General features: G+C 65.1%; 23 protein-coding genes. 5 read left to right on the top strand and 18 right to left on the bottom strand.

Features of this window, described 5'->3' with window-relative positions; genetic code table 11:
* Positions 1-7: 7 nt before the first annotated feature.
* The 9 genes from E3227_RS05520 to dacB all read right to left on the bottom strand — a co-directional run bounded on the left by E3227_RS05520 (position 8) and on the right by dacB (position 8673).
* Complete coding sequence (locus tag E3227_RS05520) at positions 8-475, bottom strand: DUF3180 domain-containing protein (RefSeq protein ID WP_136648939.1); 468 nt, start codon at positions 473-475, stop codon at positions 8-10.
* The gene (gene folK / locus E3227_RS05515; protein ID WP_144317827.1) at positions 472-930 is read right to left on the bottom strand and encodes a 2-amino-4-hydroxy-6-hydroxymethyldihydropteridine diphosphokinase; all 459 of its coding nucleotides are present in this window, start codon (positions 928-930) and stop codon (positions 472-474) included. The genes E3227_RS05520 and folK overlap by 4 nt, the downstream gene beginning before the upstream one ends.
* Positions 931-933: 3 nt before the next feature.
* On the bottom strand, positions 934-1311 hold the full coding sequence (gene folB, locus E3227_RS05510; protein WP_144317826.1) for a dihydroneopterin aldolase: 378 nt from the start codon (positions 1309-1311) through the stop codon (positions 934-936).
* Positions 1304-2155 (bottom strand): dihydropteroate synthase, encoded by an 852-nt coding sequence (gene folP / locus E3227_RS05505; RefSeq protein WP_144317825.1) that lies wholly within the window; start codon positions 2153-2155, stop codon positions 1304-1306. Before folP ends, folB begins: the two co-directional genes overlap by 8 nt.
* Positions 2156-2158: 3 nt before the next feature.
* A complete protein-coding gene (folE, locus tag E3227_RS05500) occupies positions 2159-2734 on the bottom strand; it encodes a GTP cyclohydrolase I FolE (RefSeq protein WP_144317824.1) in 576 nt (191 codons plus the stop codon).
* Complete coding sequence (gene ftsH / locus E3227_RS05495) at positions 2724-5141, bottom strand: ATP-dependent zinc metalloprotease FtsH (protein ID WP_144317823.1); 2418 nt, start codon at positions 5139-5141, stop codon at positions 2724-2726. The genes folE and ftsH overlap by 11 nt, the downstream gene beginning before the upstream one ends.
* Positions 5142-5155: 14 nt before the next feature.
* Positions 5156-5800, bottom strand: a complete 645-nt coding sequence (hpt, locus tag E3227_RS05490; RefSeq protein ID WP_144318602.1) for a hypoxanthine phosphoribosyltransferase — start codon at positions 5798-5800, stop codon at positions 5156-5158.
* Between the two features lie 717 nt (positions 5801-6517).
* On the bottom strand, positions 6518-7420 hold the full coding sequence (gene tilS / locus E3227_RS05485) for a tRNA lysidine(34) synthetase TilS (protein WP_144317822.1): 903 nt from the start codon (positions 7418-7420) through the stop codon (positions 6518-6520).
* A complete protein-coding gene (gene dacB, locus E3227_RS05480) occupies positions 7420-8673 on the bottom strand; it encodes a D-alanyl-D-alanine carboxypeptidase/D-alanyl-D-alanine endopeptidase (protein ID WP_144317821.1) in 1254 nt (417 codons plus the stop codon). Before dacB ends, tilS begins: the two co-directional genes overlap by 1 nt.
* Positions 8674-8742: 69 nt before the next feature.
* Between dacB and E3227_RS05475 the strand changes: the two genes are divergently transcribed.
* Positions 8743-9276 carry an inorganic diphosphatase gene (locus E3227_RS05475; protein WP_144317820.1) on the top strand — a complete coding sequence of 178 codons (534 nt, stop codon included), beginning with the start codon at positions 8743-8745 and terminating at the stop codon, positions 9274-9276.
* A 21-nt stretch (positions 9277-9297) separates the two neighbouring features.
* Here the strand turns inward: E3227_RS05475 and E3227_RS05470 are convergent, their stop codons facing one another.
* Positions 9298-10122 carry a hypothetical protein gene (locus tag E3227_RS05470; RefSeq protein ID WP_144317819.1) on the bottom strand — a complete coding sequence of 275 codons (825 nt, stop codon included), beginning with the start codon at positions 10120-10122 and terminating at the stop codon, positions 9298-9300.
* A 101-nt stretch (positions 10123-10223) separates the two neighbouring features.
* Complete coding sequence (locus E3227_RS05465; protein ID WP_144317818.1) at positions 10224-10940, bottom strand: sortase family protein; 717 nt, start codon at positions 10938-10940, stop codon at positions 10224-10226.
* 35 nt (positions 10941-10975) lie between these two features.
* Between E3227_RS05465 and E3227_RS05460 the strand changes: the two genes are divergently transcribed.
* From E3227_RS05460 to E3227_RS05450, 3 genes are read left to right on the top strand one after another with little or no spacing between them, the layout of a single operon-like run.
* Entirely contained in the window at positions 10976-11275 is a 300-nt protein-coding gene (locus tag E3227_RS05460) for a rhodanese-like domain-containing protein (protein ID WP_144317817.1), read from the top strand.
* 56 nt (positions 11276-11331) lie between these two features.
* The gene (locus tag E3227_RS05455) at positions 11332-11787 is read left to right on the top strand and encodes a MarR family winged helix-turn-helix transcriptional regulator (RefSeq protein WP_144317816.1); all 456 of its coding nucleotides are present in this window, start codon (positions 11332-11334) and stop codon (positions 11785-11787) included.
* Positions 11788-11797: 10 nt separating this feature from the next.
* On the top strand, positions 11798-15577 hold the full coding sequence (locus E3227_RS05450; RefSeq protein ID WP_144317815.1) for a Pls/PosA family non-ribosomal peptide synthetase: 3780 nt from the start codon (positions 11798-11800) through the stop codon (positions 15575-15577).
* A gap of 665 nt (positions 15578-16242) precedes the next feature.
* Here E3227_RS05450 and E3227_RS05445 read toward each other — a convergent pair.
* The 4 genes from E3227_RS05445 to E3227_RS05435 all read right to left on the bottom strand — a co-directional run bounded on the left by E3227_RS05445 (position 16243) and on the right by E3227_RS05435 (position 18420).
* Positions 16243-16962 carry an enoyl-CoA hydratase-related protein gene (locus E3227_RS05445; protein ID WP_246062818.1) on the bottom strand — a complete coding sequence of 240 codons (720 nt, stop codon included), beginning with the start codon at positions 16960-16962 and terminating at the stop codon, positions 16243-16245.
* Between the two features lies 1 nt (position 16963).
* Complete coding sequence (gene ppk2 / locus E3227_RS05440; RefSeq protein WP_170228635.1) at positions 16964-17866, bottom strand: polyphosphate kinase 2; 903 nt, start codon at positions 17864-17866, stop codon at positions 16964-16966.
* Between the two features lie 118 nt (positions 17867-17984).
* Positions 17985-18155 (bottom strand): hypothetical protein, encoded by a 171-nt coding sequence (locus E3227_RS11455; protein ID WP_153257536.1) that lies wholly within the window; start codon positions 18153-18155, stop codon positions 17985-17987.
* Between the two features lie 34 nt (positions 18156-18189).
* Positions 18190-18420 (bottom strand): hypothetical protein, encoded by a 231-nt coding sequence (locus E3227_RS05435; RefSeq protein ID WP_144317813.1) that lies wholly within the window; start codon positions 18418-18420, stop codon positions 18190-18192.
* 476 nt (positions 18421-18896) lie between these two features.
* Here E3227_RS05435 and E3227_RS05430 point away from each other — a divergent pair, with 476 nt between their 5' ends.
* Positions 18897-19943, top strand: a complete 1047-nt coding sequence (locus E3227_RS05430) for an alpha/beta hydrolase family protein (RefSeq protein ID WP_144317812.1) — start codon at positions 18897-18899, stop codon at positions 19941-19943.
* 17 nt (positions 19944-19960) lie between these two features.
* Here the strand turns inward: E3227_RS05430 and E3227_RS11710 are convergent, their stop codons facing one another.
* From E3227_RS11710 to groL, 3 genes are all read right to left on the bottom strand, one after another.
* On the bottom strand, positions 19961-20848 hold the full coding sequence (locus E3227_RS11710; protein ID WP_246062814.1) for an excalibur calcium-binding domain-containing protein: 888 nt from the start codon (positions 20846-20848) through the stop codon (positions 19961-19963).
* Positions 20849-21226: 378 nt separating this feature from the next.
* The gene (locus tag E3227_RS05420) at positions 21227-21811 is read right to left on the bottom strand and encodes a DUF2335 domain-containing protein (RefSeq protein ID WP_144317811.1); all 585 of its coding nucleotides are present in this window, start codon (positions 21809-21811) and stop codon (positions 21227-21229) included.
* A 178-nt stretch (positions 21812-21989) separates the two neighbouring features.
* A complete protein-coding gene (gene groL / locus E3227_RS05415) occupies positions 21990-23627 on the bottom strand; it encodes a chaperonin GroEL (protein WP_144317810.1) in 1638 nt (545 codons plus the stop codon).
* Positions 23628-23873: the final 246 nt, after the last annotated feature.

Raw genomic sequence — 23873 nt, 5'->3', positions numbered from 1 at the left:
CATCACCTTAACCAACCGCCTCGCCCTGAGTAGGTGGCGACACCTCACAGGCGCGCTCCAACACGACCCCGGCGACCGCCAGCGCGAGCCCCCCGAGGGTTCCGGACAGCGTGCCGGGCAGGTCCGCTTGGGCGGCCGCAAGCAGGTCGAGGCGCGGTGCGATGTAGACGAGCAGGCCCGCGAACGCCCCGGCGCACACGGCTCCGGCCCAGGCGCTGGCTTTGCCCAGCAGCATGAAGTTCGCCGCCATCATCGGGTTGAGCTGGGAGCGGTCCAAGCCCACCTTGCCTTCCTCGCGTCGCTTTTTCACCATGTAGGCCACAAACAGGCACACGGCGGCGACGATCCACAGCGGCATCGAGGCGCTCAGCCCGATGGTGCTCAGCGCCCCGTAGAACCTGCGCACGAGAATGAACACCGCCGCGGCCATGAACCCGGCGAGCGCCACGAGCGCGGGTATGGAGATCCTCGTCACAGCTTTCTCACCCCTTCCGCACCCAGCATATCGACGATCCCCGCAACGCTTCGGTCCCCAAGATGGGCATCCGGGTCGATCTCTAGCCAGGGCACGAGCACGAAGGCGCGTTCGTGGGCGCGGGGGTGGGGCACGGTGAGCTCGGGATCACGTGAGAAGAAGCCGTCGATAAGCACGATATCCACATCCAACGTGCGCGGGCCCCAGCGCTTCTTACGGACGCGGCGCGCGCGCTGCTCGAGGCTCTGGCAGCGTCGCAGCAGCTCGCGGGGACTCTGCTCGACGTCGACGATGAGCACCTGGTTGAGGAAGTCGTCCTGCTCAACCCCGCCCCACGGCGCGGTGGCGTAGAGGGAGGACGCGGCGACGAGCTCGGCGGCGAACTCGTCGACGACGCTCGCCAAGTGCGCGCGGGAATCCTCCATGTTGGAGCCGGTCGAGAGCACAGCGCGCATGGCTTAGGCCTTGAGGTTCTTCCGGGAGCGGCGCGCGACGACGGCGACGTCGTCGAAAAGCAGCGGGATCGGCGCGTGCGGCTTGTGCACCGTGACCTCGACCGCGTGCAGGGCCTCAAACGAGCGCAGCGCGGCGTCGGCGATCTCGGAGGCGACGGTTTCAATCAACTGGCGCGGCGCGCCCGCGGCGATGTCGTGCGCGAGCTGAGCCAGTTCGGCGTAGTTGACGGTGAGCGTCAGGTCATCGGTGGCGGCGGCGTCGGCAAAGTCGAGCCAGCACACAATGTCCAAGCTAAACCCCTGGCCATGGCGCGTTTCGTGCTCGAGCACGCCGTGGTTCGCGTGGATGCGCAGGCCTTTGAGTTCAATGCGGTCAGCCACGGGAAGCCCCGTTCCAGGCGGCGGCGACGTCGACGGCGTCGCGCGAGGCGGCAACCTCGTGCACGCGCACGCACCACGCGCCCATCTGCGCAGCAATCGCGGTCACTGCGGCGGTCGCCGGATCAGCGTCCTCGGGGCCGTGTTCCAGGCCGCGCTCGGCGCGGATCGCGGTGAGAAAGCGCTTGCGCGACGCCCCGACGAGCACCGGGTAGGGCCCCGCGATGAACTCCGGAAGCGTTGCGAGCAGGCGCCAGTTCTCGTGGGCGGTTTTCGCGAAACCCAGGCCCGGGTCGACGACAATCTGGTCGCGCTTGACGCCGGCGGCGAGCGCACCGTCGATGCACTGGTTGAGCAGCGCGTGCACGTCGCCTGTGACGTCGCCGCCGTGGTCGGAGGCACCCGCTGCGTCGCCGAAGACGTCGGTGCGCCAGTGCATCAGGCACACCGGCACGTTCGCGTCCGCCATCACGCGGTACATGTCCGGGTCAGCCAGGCCGGCGGAGACGTCGTTGATCATGTCCACCCCGGCGGCCGCGGCGACGCGCGCCGTCGAGGCGCGCATCGTGTCCACGGAGGTGCGAATCCCCTCGGCGTGCAGGTGCTCGATGACGGGGCGCACGCGCTCGGCTTCTACCTCGGCTGGCACCCGGACCGCGCCGGGGCGCGTCGACTCCGCCCCGACATCGATGATGTCCGCACCGCGGGCGACGAGCGTGCGGGCGTGATCCAGCGCGCTGTCGAGGTCGAGCCAGCGCCCGCCGTCGGAAAAGGAGTCGGACGTGACGTTCACAATGCCCATCACGAGTGCACGGCCGGGCACCGTCAGCTCCTGCACGGTGGTCATGAGCTACCTCCTGATCAAACTGAGCACCTCGGCGCGTGAGGCTGCGTTGTGTTGGAAGCCGCCGCGCACCGCGGAGGTCGTGGTCACCGCGCCCGGTTTGCGGATGCCGCGCATGGCCATGCACAGGTGCTCGCACTCGATGACGACGATGACAGCCTGCGCGTCGAGCTTATCCACCAGCGCGTCGGCGATCTGTCCGGTGAGGCGTTCCTGAACCTGCGGGCGCTTGGCGTAGAGGTCCGCCAGGCGCGCCAGCTTCGACAGCCCGGTGACCTTGCCGTCCGGGCCGGGGATGTAGCCGATGTGGGCCGTGCCGAAGAAGGGCACGAGGTGGTGTTCGCACGTGGAGTAGATCGGGATGTCGCGCACCAGGACGAGTTCCTGGTGGTTTTCCGCGAACGTCTTTTCCAGCACGTCGGTCGGCTCCGAGTGCAGGCCCGCGAAGACCTCCTCGTAGGCGCGGGCCACGCGCGCCGGGGTTTCGGCCAGGCCCTCGCGGTCGGGGTCCTCGCCGACGGCGATTAACAGCTCGCGCACCGCGGCCTCGGCGCGATCACGATTAAAAGCCCTAGCGCTCATTGTCGTCCCTCACCCTGGGGATCTCCGTCGTCTCTGCGCTACCCGGGCTGTCTGGCTTAGCGACGTCCGCCGCATCGCGCTTCGGGGTCTCCTCCGGCGTTGCGTGGCGCGCAGACTCCGTCGTCTTTTCCGCGTCGGTCCACGGGTGATCCGGCTGCTCGTTCTCCGGCAGCTTGAAGCCGATCGGGGTGTCCGGCTGCGCGTAGTTCCGCATACCCGGGTGCTCGTTGGTTACCGTGGGCTGTGGCTCAGGCTGGGCCTGCGGCTCAGGCTGTGCGTGGCGGCCCGCACCCGGATAGGTCCAGTTCGGCGGCGGTGTCGGACCGCCGTAGCGCGGCTGCTCCACCACACGCTTGTCACCCGGACGCCACTTCGTCGAACCGGTCTTGTCGTTTTTCTTCTCCGCCTCACGCTCGGCCATGCGGCGCTTGCGCGCGTTGCGCGACATCTCCAGCAGGGAGACCTTCGCCGGCGGCTCCTCGCCGCGCTCCTTGGCCAGCTCCACCGGGGTTTTCACCGGCTCACGGCCGGCCTGGGCGACAAAGCGCTCGTCGACAACCGGCAGGCCCGATTCGCGCGGCTCGATGCCGTCGAAAATCGCCTCCAAGTCCGGGCGGCGCAGCGTCTCCTTCTCCAGCAACTTCGTCGCCAGGGTATCGAGGTAGTCGCGGTTGTCGGCGAGGATGGAGTAGGCGCGCTGGTGGGCGACGTCGATAAGCTCGTGCACCTCGCGGTCGATGGTCTCCGCGACCGCGGGCGAGTACTCGGCCTTGTTGCCCGCACCGTACATGGAGAAAGGATCGCCCTGCTCGGTTCCGTACTTGACGGCGCCGAGCACGCTGGACATGCCGTACTCAGTGACCATTGCGCGGGCGATCTTCGTCGCCTGCTCAATGTCCGAGCTCGCACCCGTGGTGGGCTCGCCGAAGACGAGCTCCTCGGCGGCGCGGCCGCCCATGGCGAAGACAAGGCGTGCGAACAGCTCGTCGCGGTTGTACATGCCCTTGTCGTCTTCCTGCGCGGTCATGGCGTGCCCGCCGGTGCGGCCGCGCGCGAGGATGGTGACCTTGTAGACCCGCTCGATGTCTTTGAGCGCCCACGCGCTGAGCGTGTGCCCGCCCTCGTGGTAGGCGGTGACTTTCTTTTCCTTCTCGGAGATGATCTTCGAGCTGCGCCGCGGCCCGCCGATCACGCGGTCGGTCGCCTCCTCGAGCGCGTCGGCGGTGATTACGTTGCCGCCGATGCGCGCGGTGAGAAGCGCCGCCTCGTTGAGCACGTTGGCCAGATCCGCGCCGCTCATGCCGGCGGTGCGCTTAGCCAGCGCGTCCAGGTCAGCGTCGGGGCCGAGCGGCTTGTCCTTGGCGTGGACCTTGAGAATCTGCTGGCGCCCGGCCAGGTCCGGGTTGGTCACCGGGATCTGGCGGTCGAAACGTCCCGGGCGCAACAGCGCTGGGTCGAGGATGTCGGGGCGGTTCGTCGCCGCGATGAGGATAATGCCCTCGCGGGGGCCGAAACCGTCCATCTCCACGAGCAGCTGGTTGAGCGTCTGCTCGCGCTCGTCGTGGCCGCCGCCGGTGCCAGAGCCGCGCTGGCGGCCAACGGCGTCGATCTCGTCGACGAAGATGATGCACGGGGCGTTCTCGCGGGCTTGCTTAAACAGGTCGCGCACGCGCGAGGCGCCGACACCGACGAACATTTCCACGAAGTCGGAACCCGAGATGGAGTAAAACGGCACCCCGGCCTCGCCGGCCACGGCGCGGGCGAGCAGGGTCTTACCGGTGCCGGGAGGGCCGTAGAGCAGCACGCCGCGCGGGATCTTCGCGCCGAGCTGCTCGTAAATCTCCGCGTCCTGCAAAAAGTCCACGACCTCTTGAAGCTCGTCGACCGCCTCGTCGGCGCCGGCGACGTCGGCGAACGTGTTCGTCGGGTTGTCCTTGGTCAGCTGCTTTGCCCGCGAGCCGCCGATGCCGAACATGCCGCCACCGGCCTGCATGCGGTACATCAAGTAGAACAGTAAGCCGAAGATCAGAATCATCGGCAGCATGAAACCGAGCATGGACAGCAGGAATGAGTCCTGCGTGACGTTGGTTTCAAAACTGTCCGCGCCCGAGGAACGCACCGCGTTGAAAATCTCCGGCGAAGTTCGCGCTGGGTACTGCGCCATGACGCTTTCCACGCCCTCGCGCTCGTCGACGGTGATCGGTTCGCGCAGGTCGATGCGCACGCGCTGCTCGCGGTCGTCGATCTGGACCTCTTGGGCGTTGTTGTTTTGCAACTGCTCCAGGGCCACGGAGGTGTCCACCGTTTGGTAGCTGCGGGTTTCATCGCCGATCAGCGTGAACAAGTAGAGCACGATTAGGGCGGTGGCGCCGAAGATGCCCCACCGCAGTACTTTGTTGTTGTCCATGTATTCCTGTTGTCTTAGATTTCGACGGATTCGGGCCCGGTGGCACGCCCCGGGGTGGGCTGCTCACCATTGTCGACGTCCGAATAAACGCGCGGGTGCAACATGCCCACGAACGGCAGGTCGCGGTAGCGTTCCGCATAGTCTAGGCCGTAGCCGACGACGAACTCGTTCGGGATATCGAAACCGATATCGAGCAAGTCCACCTTGGCAGTCTGCACCTCAGGCTTACGCAGCAAAGTGATCACGTTCAACGACTTCGGGCCGCGGCCATTGAGGTTCTTCATCAGCCAGGACAGCGTCAAGCCGGAGTCGATGATGTCCTCGACGATGAGCACGTCGCGCCCGGCAATGTCCTTGTCCAAGTCTTTGAGGATGCGCACCACGCCCGAGCTGGTTGTCGACGAGCCGTAGGACGACACCGCCATGAACTCCAGCTGGCACGGAATGGAGAGCCGCCGCGCGAAGTCGGTGAGGAAGAACACCGCGCCCTTGAGCACGCACACCAGGATCAGGTCGTCGTCGGCGTCGCGGTACTTCTCTGAGACCAAGTCGGCCAGCTCCTGCACGCGGGCGCCCAGCTGATCCTCGGAGATGAGGATCGATTCAACATCATCACCGTAGGGATGTGCCGGGACGTTAGCGTCCAAGGTATCGTGCATCTCAGTCATGGGTGCCCTTTCTCAGCCCGAGGCGTAACTCCCTCATCTTGCCATTGACCAAGCCCGTTGGACAACCGCACCCCGGTGGCTGGTGCCCGGGATTCTTGTGCGTCGGAGTGTTGAGGGGTAAAAACCGCAGGTCGCGGTGCCGGTGGAGGCGTTGACGGTGACATTGCGCTGGGTGAGATGTCACGGTCAGGATGTTTGTGGGGGCAAAACTGCAGGTCGCGATGCCGGTGGGCACGTTGACTGTGACATCGTGCTGGGTGAGATGTCACGGTCAAGGTGCAGCCGAGTGCAAAACCGCAGGTCACGATCGCCCAACAAACTTTGACTGTGACATTGTGCTGGGTGAGATGTCACGGTCAGGGTGTTTGTGGGGGCAAAACTGCAGGTCGCGGCTGGGGTAGGAAGGTTGACCGTGACATTGCGGTGGGTGAGATGTCACGGTCGAGGCGCAGCCGAGTGCATATCCCCAGGTCGCGATCGCGCAACAAACGCTGACCGTGACGTCGCACCGGGTGAGATGTCACGGTCAAGGTGCAGCCGAGTGCAAAACCCCAGGTCGCAACCACCGAACAACCGTTGACTGTGACATTGCACCGGGTGAGATGTCACGGTCAAGGCGCAGCCGAGTCCATAACCCCAGGTCGCGATCGCCCAACAAACGCTGACCGTGACATTGCACCGAACAAAATACAGCACAGACAACACGCATCACCGAAGTTCGTCTAGCACCAGCCTGCCGGCAACCCGGCGCACACGTCGACTCCCGCCGACGTCAATGCCCGCCTGCCCGTGCCAGTCGGTGATGAGCCGCTCGATGGAGCGCAGTTGCGCGCCGTCGACACGCACGCCTGAATCGTGGAGCCAGGCAACGATCCGGCGGCGGCGCAGTGGTGCAGCATCATTGGCCAGTTCGACGCAGTCGGATGTGGCTGATGTGTCGCACAGTTCCTCAATCAGTTCCCTATCCGCCGCGATGCGCCCGGCGGTCGCGGCGAGCGCCGCAACGCAGTCGCCGCCGATGAGTTCGTCGAGCTGCGGGATCACCCGGCGGCGCACGGCGACCCGGCGGTAGTTTTCGTCGACGTTCATCGGATCCTCCCACGGGGTGACCCCCAGCTCTGCGCAGGCGCCGCGGGTGTCGGCGCGGCGGATTCCTAGAAACGGGCGCAGGATTCTGTTGTCGATTCCCCCGCGCGCGGCCATGCCCGAGGGGTTGCCTCGCAGCGCGCCGAGCAGAAGCGTTTCGGCCTGGTCGTCGGCGGTGTGCGCGACCCAGACGTCGACGCCGAAGGACAGCAGTGCGGCGTAGCGCGCCTCGCGTGCGGCCGCCTCCAGGTTGTCCCCGCCAACGTTGACCGCAATGACCGACGCCTCCACTCCCCAGGCGTCGGCCTGCTCCGCGGCACACCGCGCCACCTGGTCGGACCCTTCCTGGAGCTGGTGGTCGACGATCACCGCGCGCACATCCTTGTCCTCGGCCGCGGCCGCGGCGACGAGGGCGAGGGAGTCCGCGCCCCCGGACAGCCCGATTACCGCTGGGTCATGCAGGGCACGCAGGGAGCGTCGACAAGCGAGGAAGTGCGGGGAGTAGCGCGGCCAGAACGGCTCCACTAGTACTTCCTCAGGGCCGAGGTCAAGGTGTCCATCGCGCGGCGCGCGGGGAGGATTTCGGAGTCGTTGGACAGCAGAGCAAACGTGTACACGTTGCCGTTCTCGCTGGTCACGGTGCCCACGAGCGCGCTGGTGTAGTCGAGTGTGCCGGTTTTCGCGCGCACCCAGCCGCGGCCAGGTAAGTCCTCGAAGCGATCGTACAACGTGCCCTCGCCGTGGGCGACGGGCAAGGTGTCGAGCAGCGGCGCGATCTCCCCGCCCTGGGCTGCTGAGAGAAGCACCGCGTCGAGCAGTGCGGGCGTGATCAGGTTCAGGGTGGACAGGCCCGAGGAGTCGGTAAGGGTGGTGCCGGCGGTGGTGAAACCGTGCTCGGCGAGCACGTCGAGGGTGGCCTGGGGCGCGGTGGAGCCGCGGTGGATCGCCACCTCGCGGCCAATGGCCTCGGCCATGACGTTGTCGGAGTCCTTCATCATCGCGCGCAGGCGCGCGACCAGGTCCGGCGAGGTTGTCGTTGCCACGACCTCCGCCCCCGCCGGCGCGGTGCCCGGCCCGACGGTGGTGGCGCCAACGCTATCGGCCAGCGCCTGGGCGACATCGATCGCCGGGGTGTGGGAGCGCGGCACGTCGCCCGATTCGGCACCAAGCCCGCGGCCGCCGTTGAGCATCGCGGGCTCAAGCGGGGCGATGAAGCCGGCGTCGATGTCCACCGGGTTCCACCCGGGCAGCATCGTTTCGCCCGTCCACAGGGAGGTGTCGATGAGCACCGTGTCGGCGGAGCCGATCTGCTCGGCGAGGGAGTCGATGCTTTCCTGGTTCATCCACACGTCACCCGCGGCCTTGATCACCACCTCCCCGGGGTTCAACCCACGCACGACCTCGGTGGTGATCGTGTCGGTCGCGCCGAGCTCGACGATCGCGGCCGAGCCGGTGAGCAGCTTCGTGCTGGAGGCAGGCCGCAGCGCGTCGTTCGGCGCGGACTCGAATACGGTTTCACCCGTGGCGGCGTCGGTAATGCGGGCGTGGAACGTGCCCAACGCTTCATCGGCCGCGAGCGCGGCGACCTCCGCTGCCCGCGCCGCAGTATCGACTGGCTGCGGTGTTGCGGGCTCCAGCACCGGCGTCACCGCTGGAAGCGCGTAGGCCGGCGCGACGGTGAGCTCGGCGAGTTCGCGCTGGGCCACCACACCGAAACCGGCGACGCCGCCCACAGCGGCGAGCGCCACCGCCGCCATTACCGAAGTCCACACTTTCATCGGCGCTTACTCTAATGCACGTATGATGAGCCACGTTGATATCCCGCACATGCGCACAAAGGAGTTTTCATGGCTATTGAGGTCATCATCGAGATCCCGAAGGGTTCCCGCAACAAGTACGAGGTGGACCACGAGTCCGGCAAGATCTTCCTGGACCGCTACCTGTTCACCCCGATGGCGTACCCGGCGGACTACGGCTTTATCGACCACACCCTGGGCGACGACGGCGACCCGCTCGATGCCCTGGTGGTCACCCCTGAACCCGTCTTCCCCGGCGTGACCGTGATCGCGCGCCCGGTCGGCGTGTTCAAGATGACCGACGAGGCCGGTGGCGACGATAAACTGCTCTGCGTGCTTGACGACGTCCGCTACGAGTCCTTCCAGGACATCGACGACATCGACGACTTCACCAAGGACGAGATCGAGCACTTCTTCATGCACTACAAGGATCTTGAGCCGGGCAAGGAGGCCACCGGTTCTGGCTGGGGCGACCGCGCTGAGGCAGAAAAGATCCTCCAGGCCGCGCTTGACGCCTACGAGAAGACCGGCGACAACTCCCGCGAGCGCCTGGAGGAGGATAAGGAAGCTAAGACCGAGAACTAGGTCTTAAGGCTTTAGGGCTTCTTAGACCAAGAAGCGGCGGCCGTAGGCGAAGGCCGCGGCTCCCAACGCCGACGCGATCACCAGGGCGAATAGCGCCTTGGAGATGGTGTTGTTGCCGGTCTCGGCGGCCATGCCGCGTTGGGTGGTGGCCACAGGCTCGGCAGTTGCCGCTGCCGGTGCGTCCTCAGCGATCTCGGCGGCCTCGGCCGGGGCACCCTCGGCGGCGTAAGCCACCGGCTCGCCTGCGGCACGGGCAGCCTCAATCGCCTGGCGCGCGACCTCTGCGCCGTTGTGCGCCAGCAGCTCCTGCGACGCGGTGGCCTCTTCCTCGCTCGGGGCCGCGGACACTCGCTCCACGTCACTGACGTAGGTCTTGCCGTCGGCGTTGAGGTAGTAGGTCTTGTCCGCGATGGAAAGTACCGGCGGCAGGGCCAGCAGGCCCGCTGCGATCGGGTCCTCGGAGGCGGGGTCGACGTGCTCGGGGCCGAAGACCTCTTCGTTCTGCACCTCGTGGGTGACGTCGTCGGCGATCTCGGCCGCCGATTCGGTCGGCGCGTCCGCGTTCGACGGGGCAATGGCCTCTCCGGTGTCGATCAGTCCGGCAACCGCGGAGCGGGAGACCTCGACGGCCTTTTCGCGGTCTTCAGAGGTCAGGGCGGTAAACGCGATGTCGGCGAGCTCGCGCTCGGGCAGGTAATGGGTGCCCTCGTTGTTGAGGAAGTACTCGTTGCCCTGCGCGTCCGAGGTCACGCTCGGGTAGTCCTCGGCGTGGGCTGCGGGAACGGTGGCGATGGCAAGGGCACCGGTGAGAGTGGCGGCGATGAGGGTCGTACGGTTGCGCTTCATAAGGGTGTCACTCCAGGGTTCAAGTCTCAATTGCAACTTTAGGTTTCAGCCTCAACTTTAACAGTTTTCACAGAGGAAACAAGGCAGCGACACAAAAACCCTTAGGGCACCCCCGCAACCACCTCCGCGAACTGCCACCCCACCACAGCGTTGCGCACCGAATCCGACAGCAGCGGCTGGATACAACTAATCGTCAGTAGCCGCCCCGGCGTCGGCCCCGTCCCCCACACCGCCGGGTCCTGCGCCAGCGCATCCTTCGTGGGGTCGTGCAGGTCTGTGGCCACGTACTTCAACCAGTTCTCGCCGGATGTTTCGGTGCGCACGTACAGCGCGTCGCCTTCTGCCACGGTGTGGGCACCGGCGCGGGCGTCGTAAAGCTGATCGAAGACGCCCGGCAGCCCCGCGCCCGTGTGCCCGGCAATGACCACCACATCCCCCGCGTCCGACCCGGGCAGCTCGTACGGCCGATCCGGCGCCGTGTAAGCGCAGGCCAGGCCCATCGTCGCGGGGTTGATCGCGCCGTCTTTGACACGGCAGTCAGCCTGCTCGAATTCCGCGCTCAAGCTTATCGACGGCACCACCAACGCCACCGGTCGACTTTGCGCGATCTCCTGCGGAACATCAGCAGGCACGGGCTGTTCAGCAGGCGCGGGCTCCGAGACCGCGCATTGGCGCGCCACGGCGAAAACGAGGATGATCACCAGCCCGAGCAGCACCAGCGCGGCGACGCGGCGGCGCACGTAAATCTCCCGGGGCAGCGCGCGGCGCGGCGCGGGCGCGACCGCCGGTGGTCTGCGCGGGTGGTATTGCTCGGGCACGGTTGACACGCTATCGGACGCGTAGACTGACACGCATGAAGACAGTCAAAGTAACCGAAGTTCCCGCCGGCGCACAGCTTATCGACGTCCGCGAGCCCGACGAGTTCACCGAGGTCCGCGCCGAAGGCGCTGTCAACCTGCCGCTGAGCGACTTCGCTGCGCAGGCCGGAAAGATCAACACCGACGAGGACATCTACGTCATCTGCAAGTCGGGCGGGCGCTCCGCCCAGGCCGCCGAATACTTGGAGCAGGCGCGCGGGCTGGACAACGTGGTCAACGTCGAGGGCGGCACCACCGCCTGGGTCGAGGCCGATCTACCACACCAGCGCGGCTAAGTTATTGGGCGGGCCAACTTTTTGGCTCCACCACAAGGTAGACCTATTCTGGTCACATGCTTCAGATCGAACTTCCCAGCGCCCTTATTAAGTCCCCCTCGTTTCAGATCGAACGTGTGCGCCGACACACCAAGGATGAGGTCGAACGGGCGCTGAACAATCAAGGCGCGACCATGCGCGAGTTTTGGATTCTCACCTGTGTCACCGAGCAGTCCGTTTCGCAGACCCAGCTCGCGGAGCTGCTCGCCATCGATGCTTCCGACATGGTGCGGTTGATCGATTCCTTGGAAGCCCACGGCTGGGTCACCCGCGAGCGCGACCCTAAGGATCGCCGCCGCCAGATAGTCACACCCACCAAAAAGGGGTCCAAGGCGCAGGCCCTGCTCGCCAGCGAAGTCGCGGCCGCAGAGGACCGCGCCCTGGATGTCTCCACCACGAAGCAGCTCAAGAGCTTGAAGAAGCTGTCCAAGGCAATTTTGCAGGAGACCGACCCGGCGACCGTGTCCAAGTAAGGAGGCCCGCTTGAGTTCGCTACTGCGCGCCCAGCTTGCCCCCGCCCCACGCACGCTTATCGACGTCCTCACCGCCACCGCCGAAACCCACCCGGACGCCGCCGCCATCGACGACGGCTCCGGTGACGTGCTGACCTATGCCGAGCTCATTGACCAGGTCAGCGACCTGGCTGCGGAGCTGCACCGCAGCGGGATCCGCCGCGGGGATCGGATTGGCGTGCGGATGGCGTCGGGAAGCAGGCAGCTCTACATCGCCATCTTGGCCACCATGTGGGCGGGCTGCGCCTACGTGCCGGTCGACGCCGACGACCCCGAGGAGCGCGCCGAACTGGTCTTCGGAGAGGCGGGCATCAGCGGGCTGTTCAGCGACGAGGGCTTCCGCGTCCTCGCCCCGGCGCGCCCGGGCGATACCGACCTGCCACACCTTGACGACGACTGCTGGATCATCTTCACCTCCGGCTCCACCGGCACGCCGAAGGGAGTGGCGGTGACCCACCGCTCGGCCGCGGCGTTCGTCGACGCCGAGGCGAGACTGTTCTGCCAGGACGCCCCGCTCGGCCCCGACGATCGTGTGCTCGCCGGGCTCTCGGTGGCCTTCGACGCCTCGTGCGAGGAGATGTGGCTGGCCTGGGGCCACGGCGCCTGCCTCGTGCCGGCGCCGCGCTCGCTCGTGCGCTCCGGCCAGGACTTGGGCCCCTGGCTGATCCGCCGCGACATCACCGTCGTCTCCACCGTGCCCACGCTCGCCGGGCTCTGGCCCGCCGAAGCCCTCGACAACGTGCGCCTGCTCATCGTCGGCGGCGAGGCATGCTCGCAAGAGCTCGTCGAGCGCCTGGCCACCCCGGACCGCGAGATGTGGAACACCTACGGCCCCACCGAGGCCACCGTCGTCGCCTCCGCCGCGCGCCTGGAACCCGGCAAGGACGTGACCATCGGCTTCGCGCTCGACGGCTGGGACCTCCACGTCGCCGACGACGGGGAGCTGATCATCGGCGGGGTCGGCCTGGCGCGCTACCTCGACCCGGTAAAAGACGCCGAGAAGTACGCCCCCGTGCCCGGCCTCGACTGGGATCGCGCCTACCGCACCGGCGACAACGTCCGCCTCACCGACGACGGTCTGGCCTTTATCGGCCGCGCCGACGACCAGGTCAAGATCGGCGGACGCCGCATCGAGCTCGGCGAGGTCGAGGCCAACGTCGCCGCGCTGCCCGGGGTGTACAACTCCGCCGTGGCGGTTCAGACCACCGGCGCCGGCGACACGGTGCTCGTCGGCTACCTCTCCCCTGAGGCGGGCACGGACCTTGACGTCGCCGAGTTGCGCGAGCGCCTCGCCGAGGTCATGCCCGCCGCCCTCGTGCCCCGCCTGCACGTCATGGAGGAGTTGCCGATTCGCACCTCCGGCAAGGTGGACAAGAAAGCCCTGCCGTGGCCGCTTCCCGCCTCCGTGGAGGTCACCGGGATGACGCCGACGGAGTTGTGGCTCGCCGAGGTGTGGCTCGACGTCCTCGGTCTGCCGGCCGAGTCGCGCGACGCGGATTTTTTCGAGCTCGGCGGCTCCTCGCTCGCGGCGGCTTCGCTGGTGGCGCGCCTGCGTGAGCGCGTGCCGACGATCGCCGTGCGCGATCTCTACGACCACCCCCGCCTCGAAGCCCTCGCGGGTGTCATCGACGCCCACGGCGTTGCCGCAGAAGTGGTCACGCGCGATGTCGCCCCGGTCGGGCGCGGCACGCGGGTGGCGCAGACTCTGATCCAGGTCCCGGTGATGACACTGCACGCCGCGACCTTTGTCACGTGGTGGGCGATCATCGCCACCGCGCTGGGCTGGGTGTCGCTGAACTGGGTCGCGCTCGCGGTCCTCTTCATCGTGGTGTGCACCCCGCTGGGGCGCCTTCCCCTCGCAGCGCTCGGTGCGCGCGCGATCCGCGGGCGGCTACAACCCGGCAACTACCCGCGCGGTGGGCGGGTTCATGTGCGCCTGTGGGCGGCCGAGCGCTGGGTCGCGGCAACCGGTGCGCTGAATATCTCGGGCTCGACGTGGGTGGCGTACTTCGCGCGGCTGCTCGGGGCGCAGGTCGGGCGCGGCGTGGACCTGCACACGGTGCCGCCCGTGACCGGCCTTCTCACCCTGGGCGACAATGCCGCCATCGAGCCCGAGGTGGATCTGAGCGGATACTGGCTCGACGGTGACATCCTGCGCGTTGGGACCGTCACCATCGGCAAAGACGCGCGCGTCGGGGCCCGCTCCACCCTACTGCCCGGTGCGGACATCCACGCCGGCGCGCACATCGAACCCGGCTCCACCGTGACCGGCGATAAGCCGGTGAAGAAGGGTGCGCGATGGGCCGGGTCCCCCGCCCGCAAGGTGGGCCGCTCGAAACAGCGCTTCCCCGACTACCACCCGCCGCGACGCCGCTACTGGGCGTGGCTGTACGGGGCAACCGCGCTGCTCTTAGCCGCCGTTCCGGTCGCCTCCGCGCTGGCCGGCGTGGCCGCCGTGGTGGGACTGATCCGGCTCACCGCCGGCAGCCCGTACGTCGGTGCGCTGCTGTTCGCCCCCGTCGGCGCGCTTGTCTACCTCGCGCTGTACGCGACTTTAACCTGGGCTGGCGTGCGGCTGTGCTCGCTGGGTCTGCGACCCGGCGTGACACCTGTGCGCTCCGCGCAGGGCTGGAGACTGTGGACTATCACGCGCCTGCTGGACGACGCCCGCACCCGCTTCTTCCCCGTCTACGCAGGTGGTCTCACCCCGGCCTGGCTGCGCTTGCTCGGCGCCACCGTCGGCAACGACGTGGAAGTCTCCACCGCGGTGATGATTCCGAAGCTGACCACCATCAAGGATGGCGCATTCCTCGCCGACGACACCCTCGTGGGCACCTACGAGCTCGGCCACGGCTGGATGCGCACCGGCGAGACCACGATTGGCAAACGTGCCTTCGTGGGCAACTCCGGTATCACCCAACCGGGCCGCAAGCTGGCCAAGAACTCCCTCGTGGCGGTGTTGTCGTCGACGCCGAAGAAGTCCAAATCCGGTTCGAACTGGTGGGGCTCCCCGCCCGAGCGGATGCGCAGGGTTGAGGTCACGGCGCTGGGTGGTGAGGCGTTGACGTACAGGCCGTCCGCGAGCGTGAAGCGCAAGCGCGGTGCGGTGGAGACGCTGCGGCTGCTCGCACCCATGGGACATGCCGTGCTCGCCGCCGCGTTCATCGCGCTGGTGCACTTCGCGCTGGTGCAGCTCGGGTGGTGGGCCTACGCGCTGGGCGGGCTGGCGTTCATGGCCGTCGGTATTGCTGCGGTGTTGATGACCGCGCTGGTCAAGTGGGTCTGCGTGGGCCGCCACCGGCCTGGCGAGCACCCGCTGTACAGCTGGTTCGTCTGGCTCAACGAGCTGCAAGACCAGTTCGTGGAGATGGTCGCCGCACCCTGGTTTTTCACCCACGCCTACGGCACGGGCGAGCTCAACGTCGCGCTGCGCATCCTCGGAGTGAAGGTCGGGCGCGGGGCGTGGATCGACTCCTACTGGTTCCCCGAAACAGATCTGTGCGTCGTGGGCGCGGGCGCGACCGTGGGACCCGGCACGGTGGTGCAAACCCACCTGTTCCAGGACCGCGTGATGTCTCTGGACACGGTCACCGTCGGCGACGGCGCGACGCTCGCCGCACACTCCGTGGCGCTGCCCGCCGCGGTGATTGGGCCCGGCGCAACCGTGTGGCCGGGCTCACTGATGATGCGCGGCGATCAGGTGCCCGGGTCCACTGCGTGGCAGGGCAACCCGATCGAGCCGCGGGGGTAGGTCGCGTCGCGGTTGGGTGTGACATCTCGGGGGTGGAATGTCACGGTCAACGGTTACGGGCCGGTGCCCACCTGCAGTTTTACCCGGGGCCGGGGCTTCACCGTGACATCTCGGCGGGTGGAATGTCACAGTCAACGGATTCAGGCCGGTGCCCACCTGGGGTTTTGTCCGGGGCCGGGACTTCACCGTGACATCTCACCCGCCGAAATATCACAGTCAACGCCCCACCCCGCCCCGCGACCTGGGAAATCGCAGCCCTTTAACCGTTCACCGTGACATCTGGCCCAGCAACGGTGGCCTATGGCATCGGCTGGGTTATGTGCGGCGCACCCGCGCAACTTAACCGTGCACGATCCTGACGGTCAGCGGTGCAGGGAGTAAACCGCGAACACTTCCTCCCTGCCCTCCGGGGAAACGGGACCGCCCGAATCGCCGGCGGTTAAGGTTTGCTCTCACCGAACAGCACGTTGATCTCCGAGAATTGTTCGTCCATCGTCCGCATCGGGCAAGTTGTCGTAAGACCATTGTTAAAATACTCACTGCTGTGACGCCGCCATCTACCACCCGCGCATTGGCGCCAAGGCCAGTCCGTCTACGCCGGCAGTATTTGAAACTTCATGCAAGCAGTCCCCATCAAAGCAGGAAAGCAACACAGCTGAACCCTGCTAGAGCCCCCTGAACAGCACCGGTCGCCCCTCTGAGCGGGCGCGGCCCACCTCTTTGATGTCGTCCGATTCGAATGGTGCACGCAGCGCGGCTTCGCGCTCGGCTGCGGTGAACAGATCGGGCGCGAACTCCGCTTTTACGTTGCGCAGGGTTAACGGCGCTTTCCCGGCCACCAGTTCTGCAAGCTCCATCGCCTGCTCGAAGGAACCGGCGGTGGCGTACCCGCTGGTGACGGCGGTATCGACATCCAGCGCAGCGCCTGCCAGCAGCATCGCCCGGGCTCGTGAGCCGCCGAGCAGTTCTGTCAGCGTGCGCACGACCCATTCGTTGACGCCGATGGCCATGTCCCCGACGGGCAGAACAAAGCGCGCGCTTTGCGCCGCGACGCGGATGTCGCACGCCATGGTCAGCATCATGCCGGCGCCGATGGCGAGACCGTTGACGTGGGCGATGATGGGTGCAGCTGCGGTGCGCAGGGCGCGGATGACTGTGAAGAAGTCGTCGAAGAAGCTGCCCTGAAATTCGTTTTCGTCCAGGTCCGCGCCGGCGCTAAAGACGGAGCCAGCGCCGGTGAGCACGATGGCGCGGGCGCTGTGCTGCGCGTCATCGAGCGCGCTGCCGAGCTCGCGTATCAACTCAGTGGACAGGGCGTTGCGCTTTTCATCCCGGTTGAGGGTGACCACCACGACGCTGCCGTGGGCCGAGGAGGTAACCAGCACGCTAGTCGCCGATCTGGTCGCGGCCGCGTTTGACAATCTGCGGGTCCGGCTCGCCGACGACCTCGTGGTCCTTGTTGGTGTACTCGAACTTGCTCAGGATGTAGCGCATGGCGTTGAGGCGGGCGCGCTTCTTGTCGTTGGATTTAATCGTGATCCAGGGCGACTCGTCGGTGTCGGTGTAGCGGAACTGCTCCTCTTTCGCGCGGGTGTAGTCGTCCCACTTATCCAGCGAGGCCAGGTCCATCGGGGACAATTTCCACTGGCGCACGGGGTCGACCTGGCGAATGGCGAAGCGGGTGCGCTGCTCCTTTTGCGTCACGGAGAACCAGAACTTGGTCAGCGAGATGCCGGAGCCCAAGATCATATTCTCCAGCATGGGCACCTCACGCAGGAACTCTGCGTGTTGCGACTCAGTGCAGAAACCCATGACGCGCTCCACGCCGGAGCGGTTGTACCAGGAGCGGTCGAAGAACACGATCTCGCCTGCCGACGGGAAGTGCTCGATGTAGCGCTGGAAGTACCAGGAGGTGCTTTCGCGTGGCGACGGCTTCTCCAACGCGACCGTGCGCGCTCCGCGCGGGTTGAGGTGCTCATTGAAGCGCTTAATTGTGCCGCCCTTGCCGGCGGCGTCGCGGCCCTCGAAGAGGATGATGTGGCGCTGGCCGGTGTCCTTGGTCCAGTTCTGCCACTTCAGAAGCTCGATCTGCAGGGCGCGCTTGGTTTTTTCGTACTCGTCGCGCGACATGCGTTCGTCGTACGGGTAGTTTTCGCGCCACGTTTCAATCGGGGTGCCGTCGGACTTGAGCAGAACCGGGTCGTCGTCGTCGGAGTCGTCGACCCAGTAGCCCTCGATTTCGGCGAGGTTGATCATTGGCAGGTCGTCTTCTTTGTGGTCTTGTGCCATGAAGCACATCTTAGCGCCGCGACACCACGTGCGCTGGGCGAGATTGACCCCAGGTAGGCATAAAAAAACTCCACCCCGGAGGGTGGAGAAGCATTGTGGGCTTTTTGGGGCGAGTCGCTTAAGCGATCAGGCCGAGGAGGGTAGCAAGGCCGTCAGCGATGTCGACGAACGGCTTCATGAACGTGACCAGAGCGAGGGCCGGGTCGAGAGCGATGCCAGCGAGGGAGGAGCCGAGGTTGAGGGCGGAGGAGCCGTCAACGAGGGAAGAGAGGGTTCCGAGGGTCTGCATGATGTTCTCCTTAAGAGGTGACGTGGGGGGAGGATTAGTCGTTGGACTCGATGTCGTTGAACTGGATCAGGCCGCTGCTGAGCTCAACACCGTTGGAAGAGGTCGTGATGATGTCAGAGCTTGCTTCGTCGAAGCCGGAGGACAGCTGGAGGATGGAGCCGAGTTCAAAGTTGACGAGATCGTTGAGGCCGCCGAGCACTTTGCCCCAGCCCTTCCAGGTGTCAACGAAGTTGTCGAGGTGAGTGATGATCATATCGAGATCCATGTGAAATCCCCTTGTAGAGTAGGTGCCAGGTACCTGGCGTCTGACGGTGTTTGACACCCCACTTCAGGGCGTCACAGGAGACATATTGCCACAGATTCCAAGCCCGTCAACCCCTGGCTCCAAGTGATTTTCCATGCAATCGAGATGGTTCTGTAATCAAAATGAATCATCGAAGGTTAATACTTAGCCAACCGGACAACGGCGAACAGGAAATACACTCTGGTAGAAATTAACGACAGTTGAACAACGTGTTAATCTCGAGACATTCTTGGGCGGTATCCCGATAGTTCTTTAACCAGCATATTTCCCTCGCCATTCTCCAGATCTACCCCCATCTAGGGGTATCGCCTCGAGTCGGCCCCCTCTTGCCGCCCGAGGCCAACCTCTCCGCTGGCGCCGGAAGCCATCTAAAGTGTTTTTGAGTACACAACTTACTGCGAAAAGCTTTCGCTAAATCGGTAAAGAGGAGTTAACGCATGACCACTGAAACCCAATGGGTTAAAGCTCCAGAAGGTGACGTGCCCGCAGCCCCGAGCGGCGGTACGACGTACCGGGTTCGCTACCAAGCCCAGGGTGCCCGCGCCGAGGTGCCCATGACCGGGTTGGTCACCATCCCAGCTAACCCACGCCCGGACGGCGCGATCGTGAGCTGGGCGCACGGCACCACGGGGCTGTCCACCTCGAGTGCTCCGTCACTGTATGCGGAGGGCGACCCGATTGAGCGCTACATCCCGCACTGGACACGCTTCCTGCAAGGCTGGCTGGATGCCGGGTACATCGTCACTCAGCCAGACTATGAGGGCCTTGGTGTCGAGGAAGTTGGCGGCACCTACATGCACCGCGGCTCGCTGGCGTCGGCAATCAACCGCCTCGTGGAGGAAACCGCCGCAAAGTTCTCCCCCGGCGCGAACTGGGTCAACGTGGGCTTTAGCCAAGGCGGCTACGCTGCGCTTGCCGCCGCCGACGCCCCCGCAGACAACTTGTTGGCCACCGTCGCTATCGCCCCCGGTGACACCGAGCTCGTGAACAAGAACCTGCGGCTGATGGGCATCCGCCCGGTGGACGTGGCCAAGATGCTCAAAGGCAAGGGCGTGCGCTTCTTCCCCATCGTCATCGCCGGCGCGCTCAACGCTTTCGAAGGTGTCCACGCCTCGGACTTCCTCAGCGAGCGCGGGGCAGAGCTCGTCGAAAAGGCCGAGCAGGTCACACTCCCCGAGCTCACTGACTTCGTCACCGACGTCTCCGGCGGAGAGCTGTTCATCTCCAAGGCGGACACAAGAAAGATGCAAAACCTGCTCGACGAGCAGCGCCTCGAACTGATGGAGCCCAAGGGGCCGATCCTCGTACTCGCCGGCGACAGCGACACCACCATCAACCGGGAGGCCGTCAAGGCCACCATCGCCTCCTGGAAGGGCAAGGGCGTCGACGTTGAGTACCGGGAAGTGCCGGACTCCGACCACAACGGCTCGGTCAACAACAGCTACGACTTGCAGGTGGAGTGGATCGCCCAGCACGTGGGGTAGGGGTACAGCTTCCCACTCTAGCGAGGGTCCTTCTCGCAGCCAACGCCGTCACCATCTCGATCGAGATGGCTGCCGTAACCTGGCTGCCCCTGGTAAATCGGGCTGCCGATGGCATTCCATACTGCCGTGCAGTTGCCATAGGATGCCGACTGGGCGGGTGCAGGAACCGCTGCAGGGGCTGGGGCCCGTGTTGGTTCCGGCGCTGGCGCAACGAAGCCCTGTGGGACGTTCTGCTGCTCGGCTTCGGACAAGGGCGAGGCCCGGGAACTTTCAGCCATCTCCTGTTCCAACTTCGCTCGTTCTTCGGCTCGAATGCTCTCGACCAATGCACTGCTAGACGCCGCCGCGCTAGAAGACAACGCAGCCGCCCGAGAGCTCGAAGCCTCTGCTTCAGTATTCCGTGTTGTGGTTGGCGGCGAGCTAGTAGTGGAACTGACAGTCATGGGTGGGGTGCTCGTTTCAGCCGTCGCGCTCGCCTCGTCGGGGGCGGTCGGAGGTGAAATCAGGCCACCCAAGACGAATGAGGTCACTGCAGCTCCAACCACCAGCGGCCAGCGCCGATCGACTCGGTTGGGTGGAGTAATCATTCCCATACCAACCCTTATCTCGGCATCATCCTCGCCCAGCAAAGGAGAGAGCGCGGCTTGCGTCGCTAAAGTCTCTTCGTAGTCCCGCTGATTGACAGCGTCGACTCTGCTGCAGTGGAACCACCACACGGAGGGAATCAGTAATGCGAGACCAAAGAAAACTCCGGTAAGGAAGTCGCGAAACGACCATGCGCCGATCCCTCCCACAACGGAAAGGAGACCAAGAACGAAGGCGGCCCACGCCAAAATCTGGCTGAATAAGTAGGGCTTACGAACGGGATTGCTGCTGACACCCGTCGCGATCACAGAAGTGCTCATTTCTAAACCTCTCCGGAAGAAGGGATAGGGCCAAGCCCCAGTCTGAAAAGACCCCGCAAGAATACTGCAAAATTCCCTTGCACTCTTGGTGAATGAACGTTTGATCCATCGGTGCCGCCGCACAGCGGCGGTGTATCACACACGAACACTGAGCGGGCCGAACGCTTTTCCAGCTGAAGGCTGAGGAACAACGGCAACCGGTTGATCTTATCTCCTGAATGCTCGCGTTAGAGCCAGGCTCCTATTTTCTGCCGTTAGAAAACCGAGATTGGATTTCGTTCCGTAATCACAGATTGAGCCGCGACACTCGGCCTCACATGGCCGATCGATGCCGCATGGAGGGTGCTAACCGAAGCGGTTCGCAGGACGCTAATCCCATTATTCGCCCCCGTTCTTTTCACCCATTCTCACCGTCCGGATGAACTTTCCGAGGAACTGCAAGACTGCAGGAGCTAGAAACAGCCCTGCTAGCGCGGCACTCTCACTGAGAGCGAATGCGACCAACGCAGTCCCAATCGACAGCACAAACATGATGAAGCTCATCCACTGCCCTCGTCGCAGGGCATCGACATCACCATGGGCAAGGGTAATGATCTCGTCATTCGAGGCAGCTACACTTTGCTCTGCCATAGAAAAAGCCCGCTCGGCCAGAGTCGGATCTATCTCAAGATACTTGGCGAGCGTCTCGGGAGAGGGCGCTGGCGCACTCCAGTATTCCGAAGCTTGAAGTAATTCGCGTCTTGTTACGAGTTCGGCTTCGTAGACTTCTTGATCTCGATGTCGCCGATGCTCTCTTCGAGAGCTCGAAACGTCTTGACCCAGCCCTTGCGTATCGTCGCTTGGGGCGAGTGTGCCTGAATTCGTTTCGCTGTCCTCAATGGGCGCGGATTCGTTTCCATCAAGTCCACGCCCCGTCGACGGGCGCGACGAATGGGGGTGTCGTGAATTTGAGTCATCGGACATCTACCTTCTTCTTTCGAATGAACTAGGCGCTAAAAACGTTGTCTACCTCTATTGTAGGTAGCTTGCGACACGCGGTGAACGCCCTTTTCGCACACTATAGTGCTACACACAGCGCAAAGGCGCGCACCCAAACGTTAGGGTGCGCGCCTTGGATAGAGCGTCGATAAGCGAAGCGCTCTTACATCATGCCCATGGCCTCGGGGTCCATGCCAGCGCCCGCGCCAGCCGGTTCGGGCTTGTCAGCCACAACAGCCTCGGTGGTCAGGAACAGGCCCGCGATGGAGGCCGCATTCTGCAGAGCAGAACGGGTCACCTTCGCCGGGTCGTTGATGCCGGCAGCCATCATGTCCACGTACTCGCCGGTCGCAGCGTTGAGGCCATGACCCAGCTCGAGGTGCGCAACCTTGTCGGCCACCACGCCCGGCTCCAGGCCAGCGTTGAAAGCGATCTGCTTCAGCGGCGCAGACAGGGACTCGCGGACGATCTTGACGCCCGTGGCCTCATCACCTTCGAGACCGAGGTCGCCCTCGAGCTCCTTGGCAGCCTGCAGCAGGGCCACCCCACCGCCGGCGACAATGCCCTCCTCCACGGCAGCCTTGGCGTTGCGCACAGCGTCCTCAATGCGCAGCTTCTGCTCCTTGAGCTCAACCTCGGTGGCGGCGCCGACCTTGATCACTGCCACACCGCCGGCCAGCTTGGCCAGGCGCTCCTGCAGCTTCTCGCGGTCGTAGTCGGAATCGGAGTTCTCGATCTCCGCGCGGATCTGCTTGACGCGGCCGTCGATCTGAGCCTGCTCGCCAGCACCCTGGACGATGGTGGTCTCGTCCTTGGTGATGACAACCTTGCGGGCCTGGCCGAGCAGCGCGAGATCGGCGGTTTCCAGCGAGAGGCCGACCTCCTCGGAGATCACCTGGCCGCCGGTGAGGATGGCCAGGTCCTGCAGCATGGCCTTGCGGCGATCACCAAAGCCCGGGGCCTTGACCGCAACGGACTTGAAGGTGCCGCGGATCTTGTTGACCACCAGCGTCGACAGGGCCTCGCCCTCGACGTCCTCGGCGATGATCAGCAGCGGCTTGCCGGACTGCATGACCTGCTCGAGAACAGGCAGGAGGTCCTTGACGTTGGAGATCTTCGCGGAAACCAGGAGGATGTACGGATCCTCGAGAACGGCCTCGCCGCGCTCCATGTCGGTGGCGAAGTAGGCGGAGATGAAGCCCTTGTCAAAGCGCATGCCCTCGGTGACCTCGAGGTCGACACCGAAGGTGTTGGACTCCTCGACGGTGATGACGGACTCCTTGTTCACCGCGCCATTGCCCACGGCGTACATTGCCTCGGCGATCTTCTCACCGATTTCCGGGTCGGACGCCGAAATGCCAGCGGTGGACGCGATCTGCTCCTGCGTCTCAACCTCCTTGGCGGACTCGAGCAGGTACTTGGAAACGCGCTCGGTCGCAGCCTGGATTCCGCGCTTAATGCCCATCGGGTTGGAACCAGCGGCAACGTTGCGCAGACCCTCGCGCACCAGAGCCTGAGCAAGAACGGTAGCGGTGGTGGTGCCGTCGCCGGCGACGTCATCAGTCTTCTTCGCTACTTCCTTGACCAGCTCGGCGCCGATCTTCTCGTACGGATCCTCGAGCTCGATCTCCTTCGCGATGGTCACGCCATCGTTGGTAATGGTCGGCGCGCCCCAGGACTTCTCCAGAACAACGTTGCGGCCCTTCGGGCCCAGGGTGACCTTGACGGCATCAGCCAGCGTGTTCAGCCCGTTCTCCAGGCTGCGGCGTGCTTCCTCGTCAAATGCGATCATTTTTGCCATGTGAGTTAGCTGCTCCTCTTACATTGAGAGTGATTAGTTTGTTGCGCCACTCAACGTCGGATTCGAGCAGGCGCCCGCGACGGCACGGCTGGTGAGTGAGGCAGCCTCACCCGCTCAAAAACTTTTAGCACTTGACTTGCTCGAGTGCTAAGACCCATTTTTAGCAGTCTGGGGCGGCGAGTGCAAGATTGTCTGGTGGGTCCCGGGGGTGGGTTCTGTGTGGGGGCCTCGGGGTCGTCGGTTCTG

Source organism: Corynebacterium sanguinis (assembly GCF_007641235.1).
Classification (GTDB): Bacteria; Actinomycetota; Actinomycetes; order Mycobacteriales; family Mycobacteriaceae; genus Corynebacterium; species Corynebacterium sanguinis.
Note: the sequence above shows the minus strand (reverse complement) of the source record. Positions and strands in the feature narration are given on the sequence as shown.

Coding starts and splice junctions, on each gene's coding strand:
- E3227_RS11710 (WP_246062814.1), bottom strand. CDS start 20,848: ATGAGCACTTCTGTGATCGCGACGGGTGTCAGCAGCAATCCCGTTCGT.
- groL (WP_144317810.1), bottom strand. CDS start 23,627: ATGGCAAAAATGATCGCATTTGACGAGGAAGCACGCCGCAGCCTGGAG.
- E3227_RS05455 (WP_144317816.1), top strand. CDS start 11,332: ATGCTTCAGATCGAACTTCCCAGCGCCCTTATTAAGTCCCCCTCGTTT.
- E3227_RS05475 (WP_144317820.1), top strand. CDS start 8,743: ATGGCTATTGAGGTCATCATCGAGATCCCGAAGGGTTCCCGCAACAAG.
- folK (WP_144317827.1), bottom strand. CDS start 930: ATGCGCGCTGTGCTCTCGACCGGCTCCAACATGGAGGATTCCCGCGCG.
- hpt (WP_144318602.1), bottom strand. CDS start 5,800: ATGCACGATACCTTGGACGCTAACGTCCCGGCACATCCCTACGGTGAT.
- ppk2 (WP_170228635.1), bottom strand. CDS start 17,866: ATGGCACAAGACCACAAAGAAGACGACCTGCCAATGATCAACCTCGCC.
- E3227_RS05435 (WP_144317813.1), bottom strand. CDS start 18,420: ATGGATCTCGATATGATCATCACTCACCTCGACAACTTCGTTGACACC.
- dacB (WP_144317821.1), bottom strand. CDS start 8,673: ATGAAAGTGTGGACTTCGGTAATGGCGGCGGTGGCGCTCGCCGCTGTG.
- folP (WP_144317825.1), bottom strand. CDS start 2,155: ATGACCACCGTGCAGGAGCTGACGGTGCCCGGCCGTGCACTCGTGATG.
- E3227_RS05420 (WP_144317811.1), bottom strand. CDS start 21,811: ATGTCCGATGACTCAAATTCACGACACCCCCATTCGTCGCGCCCGTCG.
- E3227_RS05470 (WP_144317819.1), bottom strand. CDS start 10,122: ATGAAGCGCAACCGTACGACCCTCATCGCCGCCACTCTCACCGGTGCC.
- E3227_RS05430 (WP_144317812.1), top strand. CDS start 18,897: ATGACCACTGAAACCCAATGGGTTAAAGCTCCAGAAGGTGACGTGCCC.
- ftsH (WP_144317823.1), bottom strand. CDS start 5,141: ATGGACAACAACAAAGTACTGCGGTGGGGCATCTTCGGCGCCACCGCC.
- E3227_RS11455 (WP_153257536.1), bottom strand. CDS start 18,155: ATGCAGACCCTCGGAACCCTCTCTTCCCTCGTTGACGGCTCCTCCGCC.
- E3227_RS05460 (WP_144317817.1), top strand. CDS start 10,976: ATGAAGACAGTCAAAGTAACCGAAGTTCCCGCCGGCGCACAGCTTATC.
- folE (WP_144317824.1), bottom strand. CDS start 2,734: ATGAGCGCTAGGGCTTTTAATCGTGATCGCGCCGAGGCCGCGGTGCGC.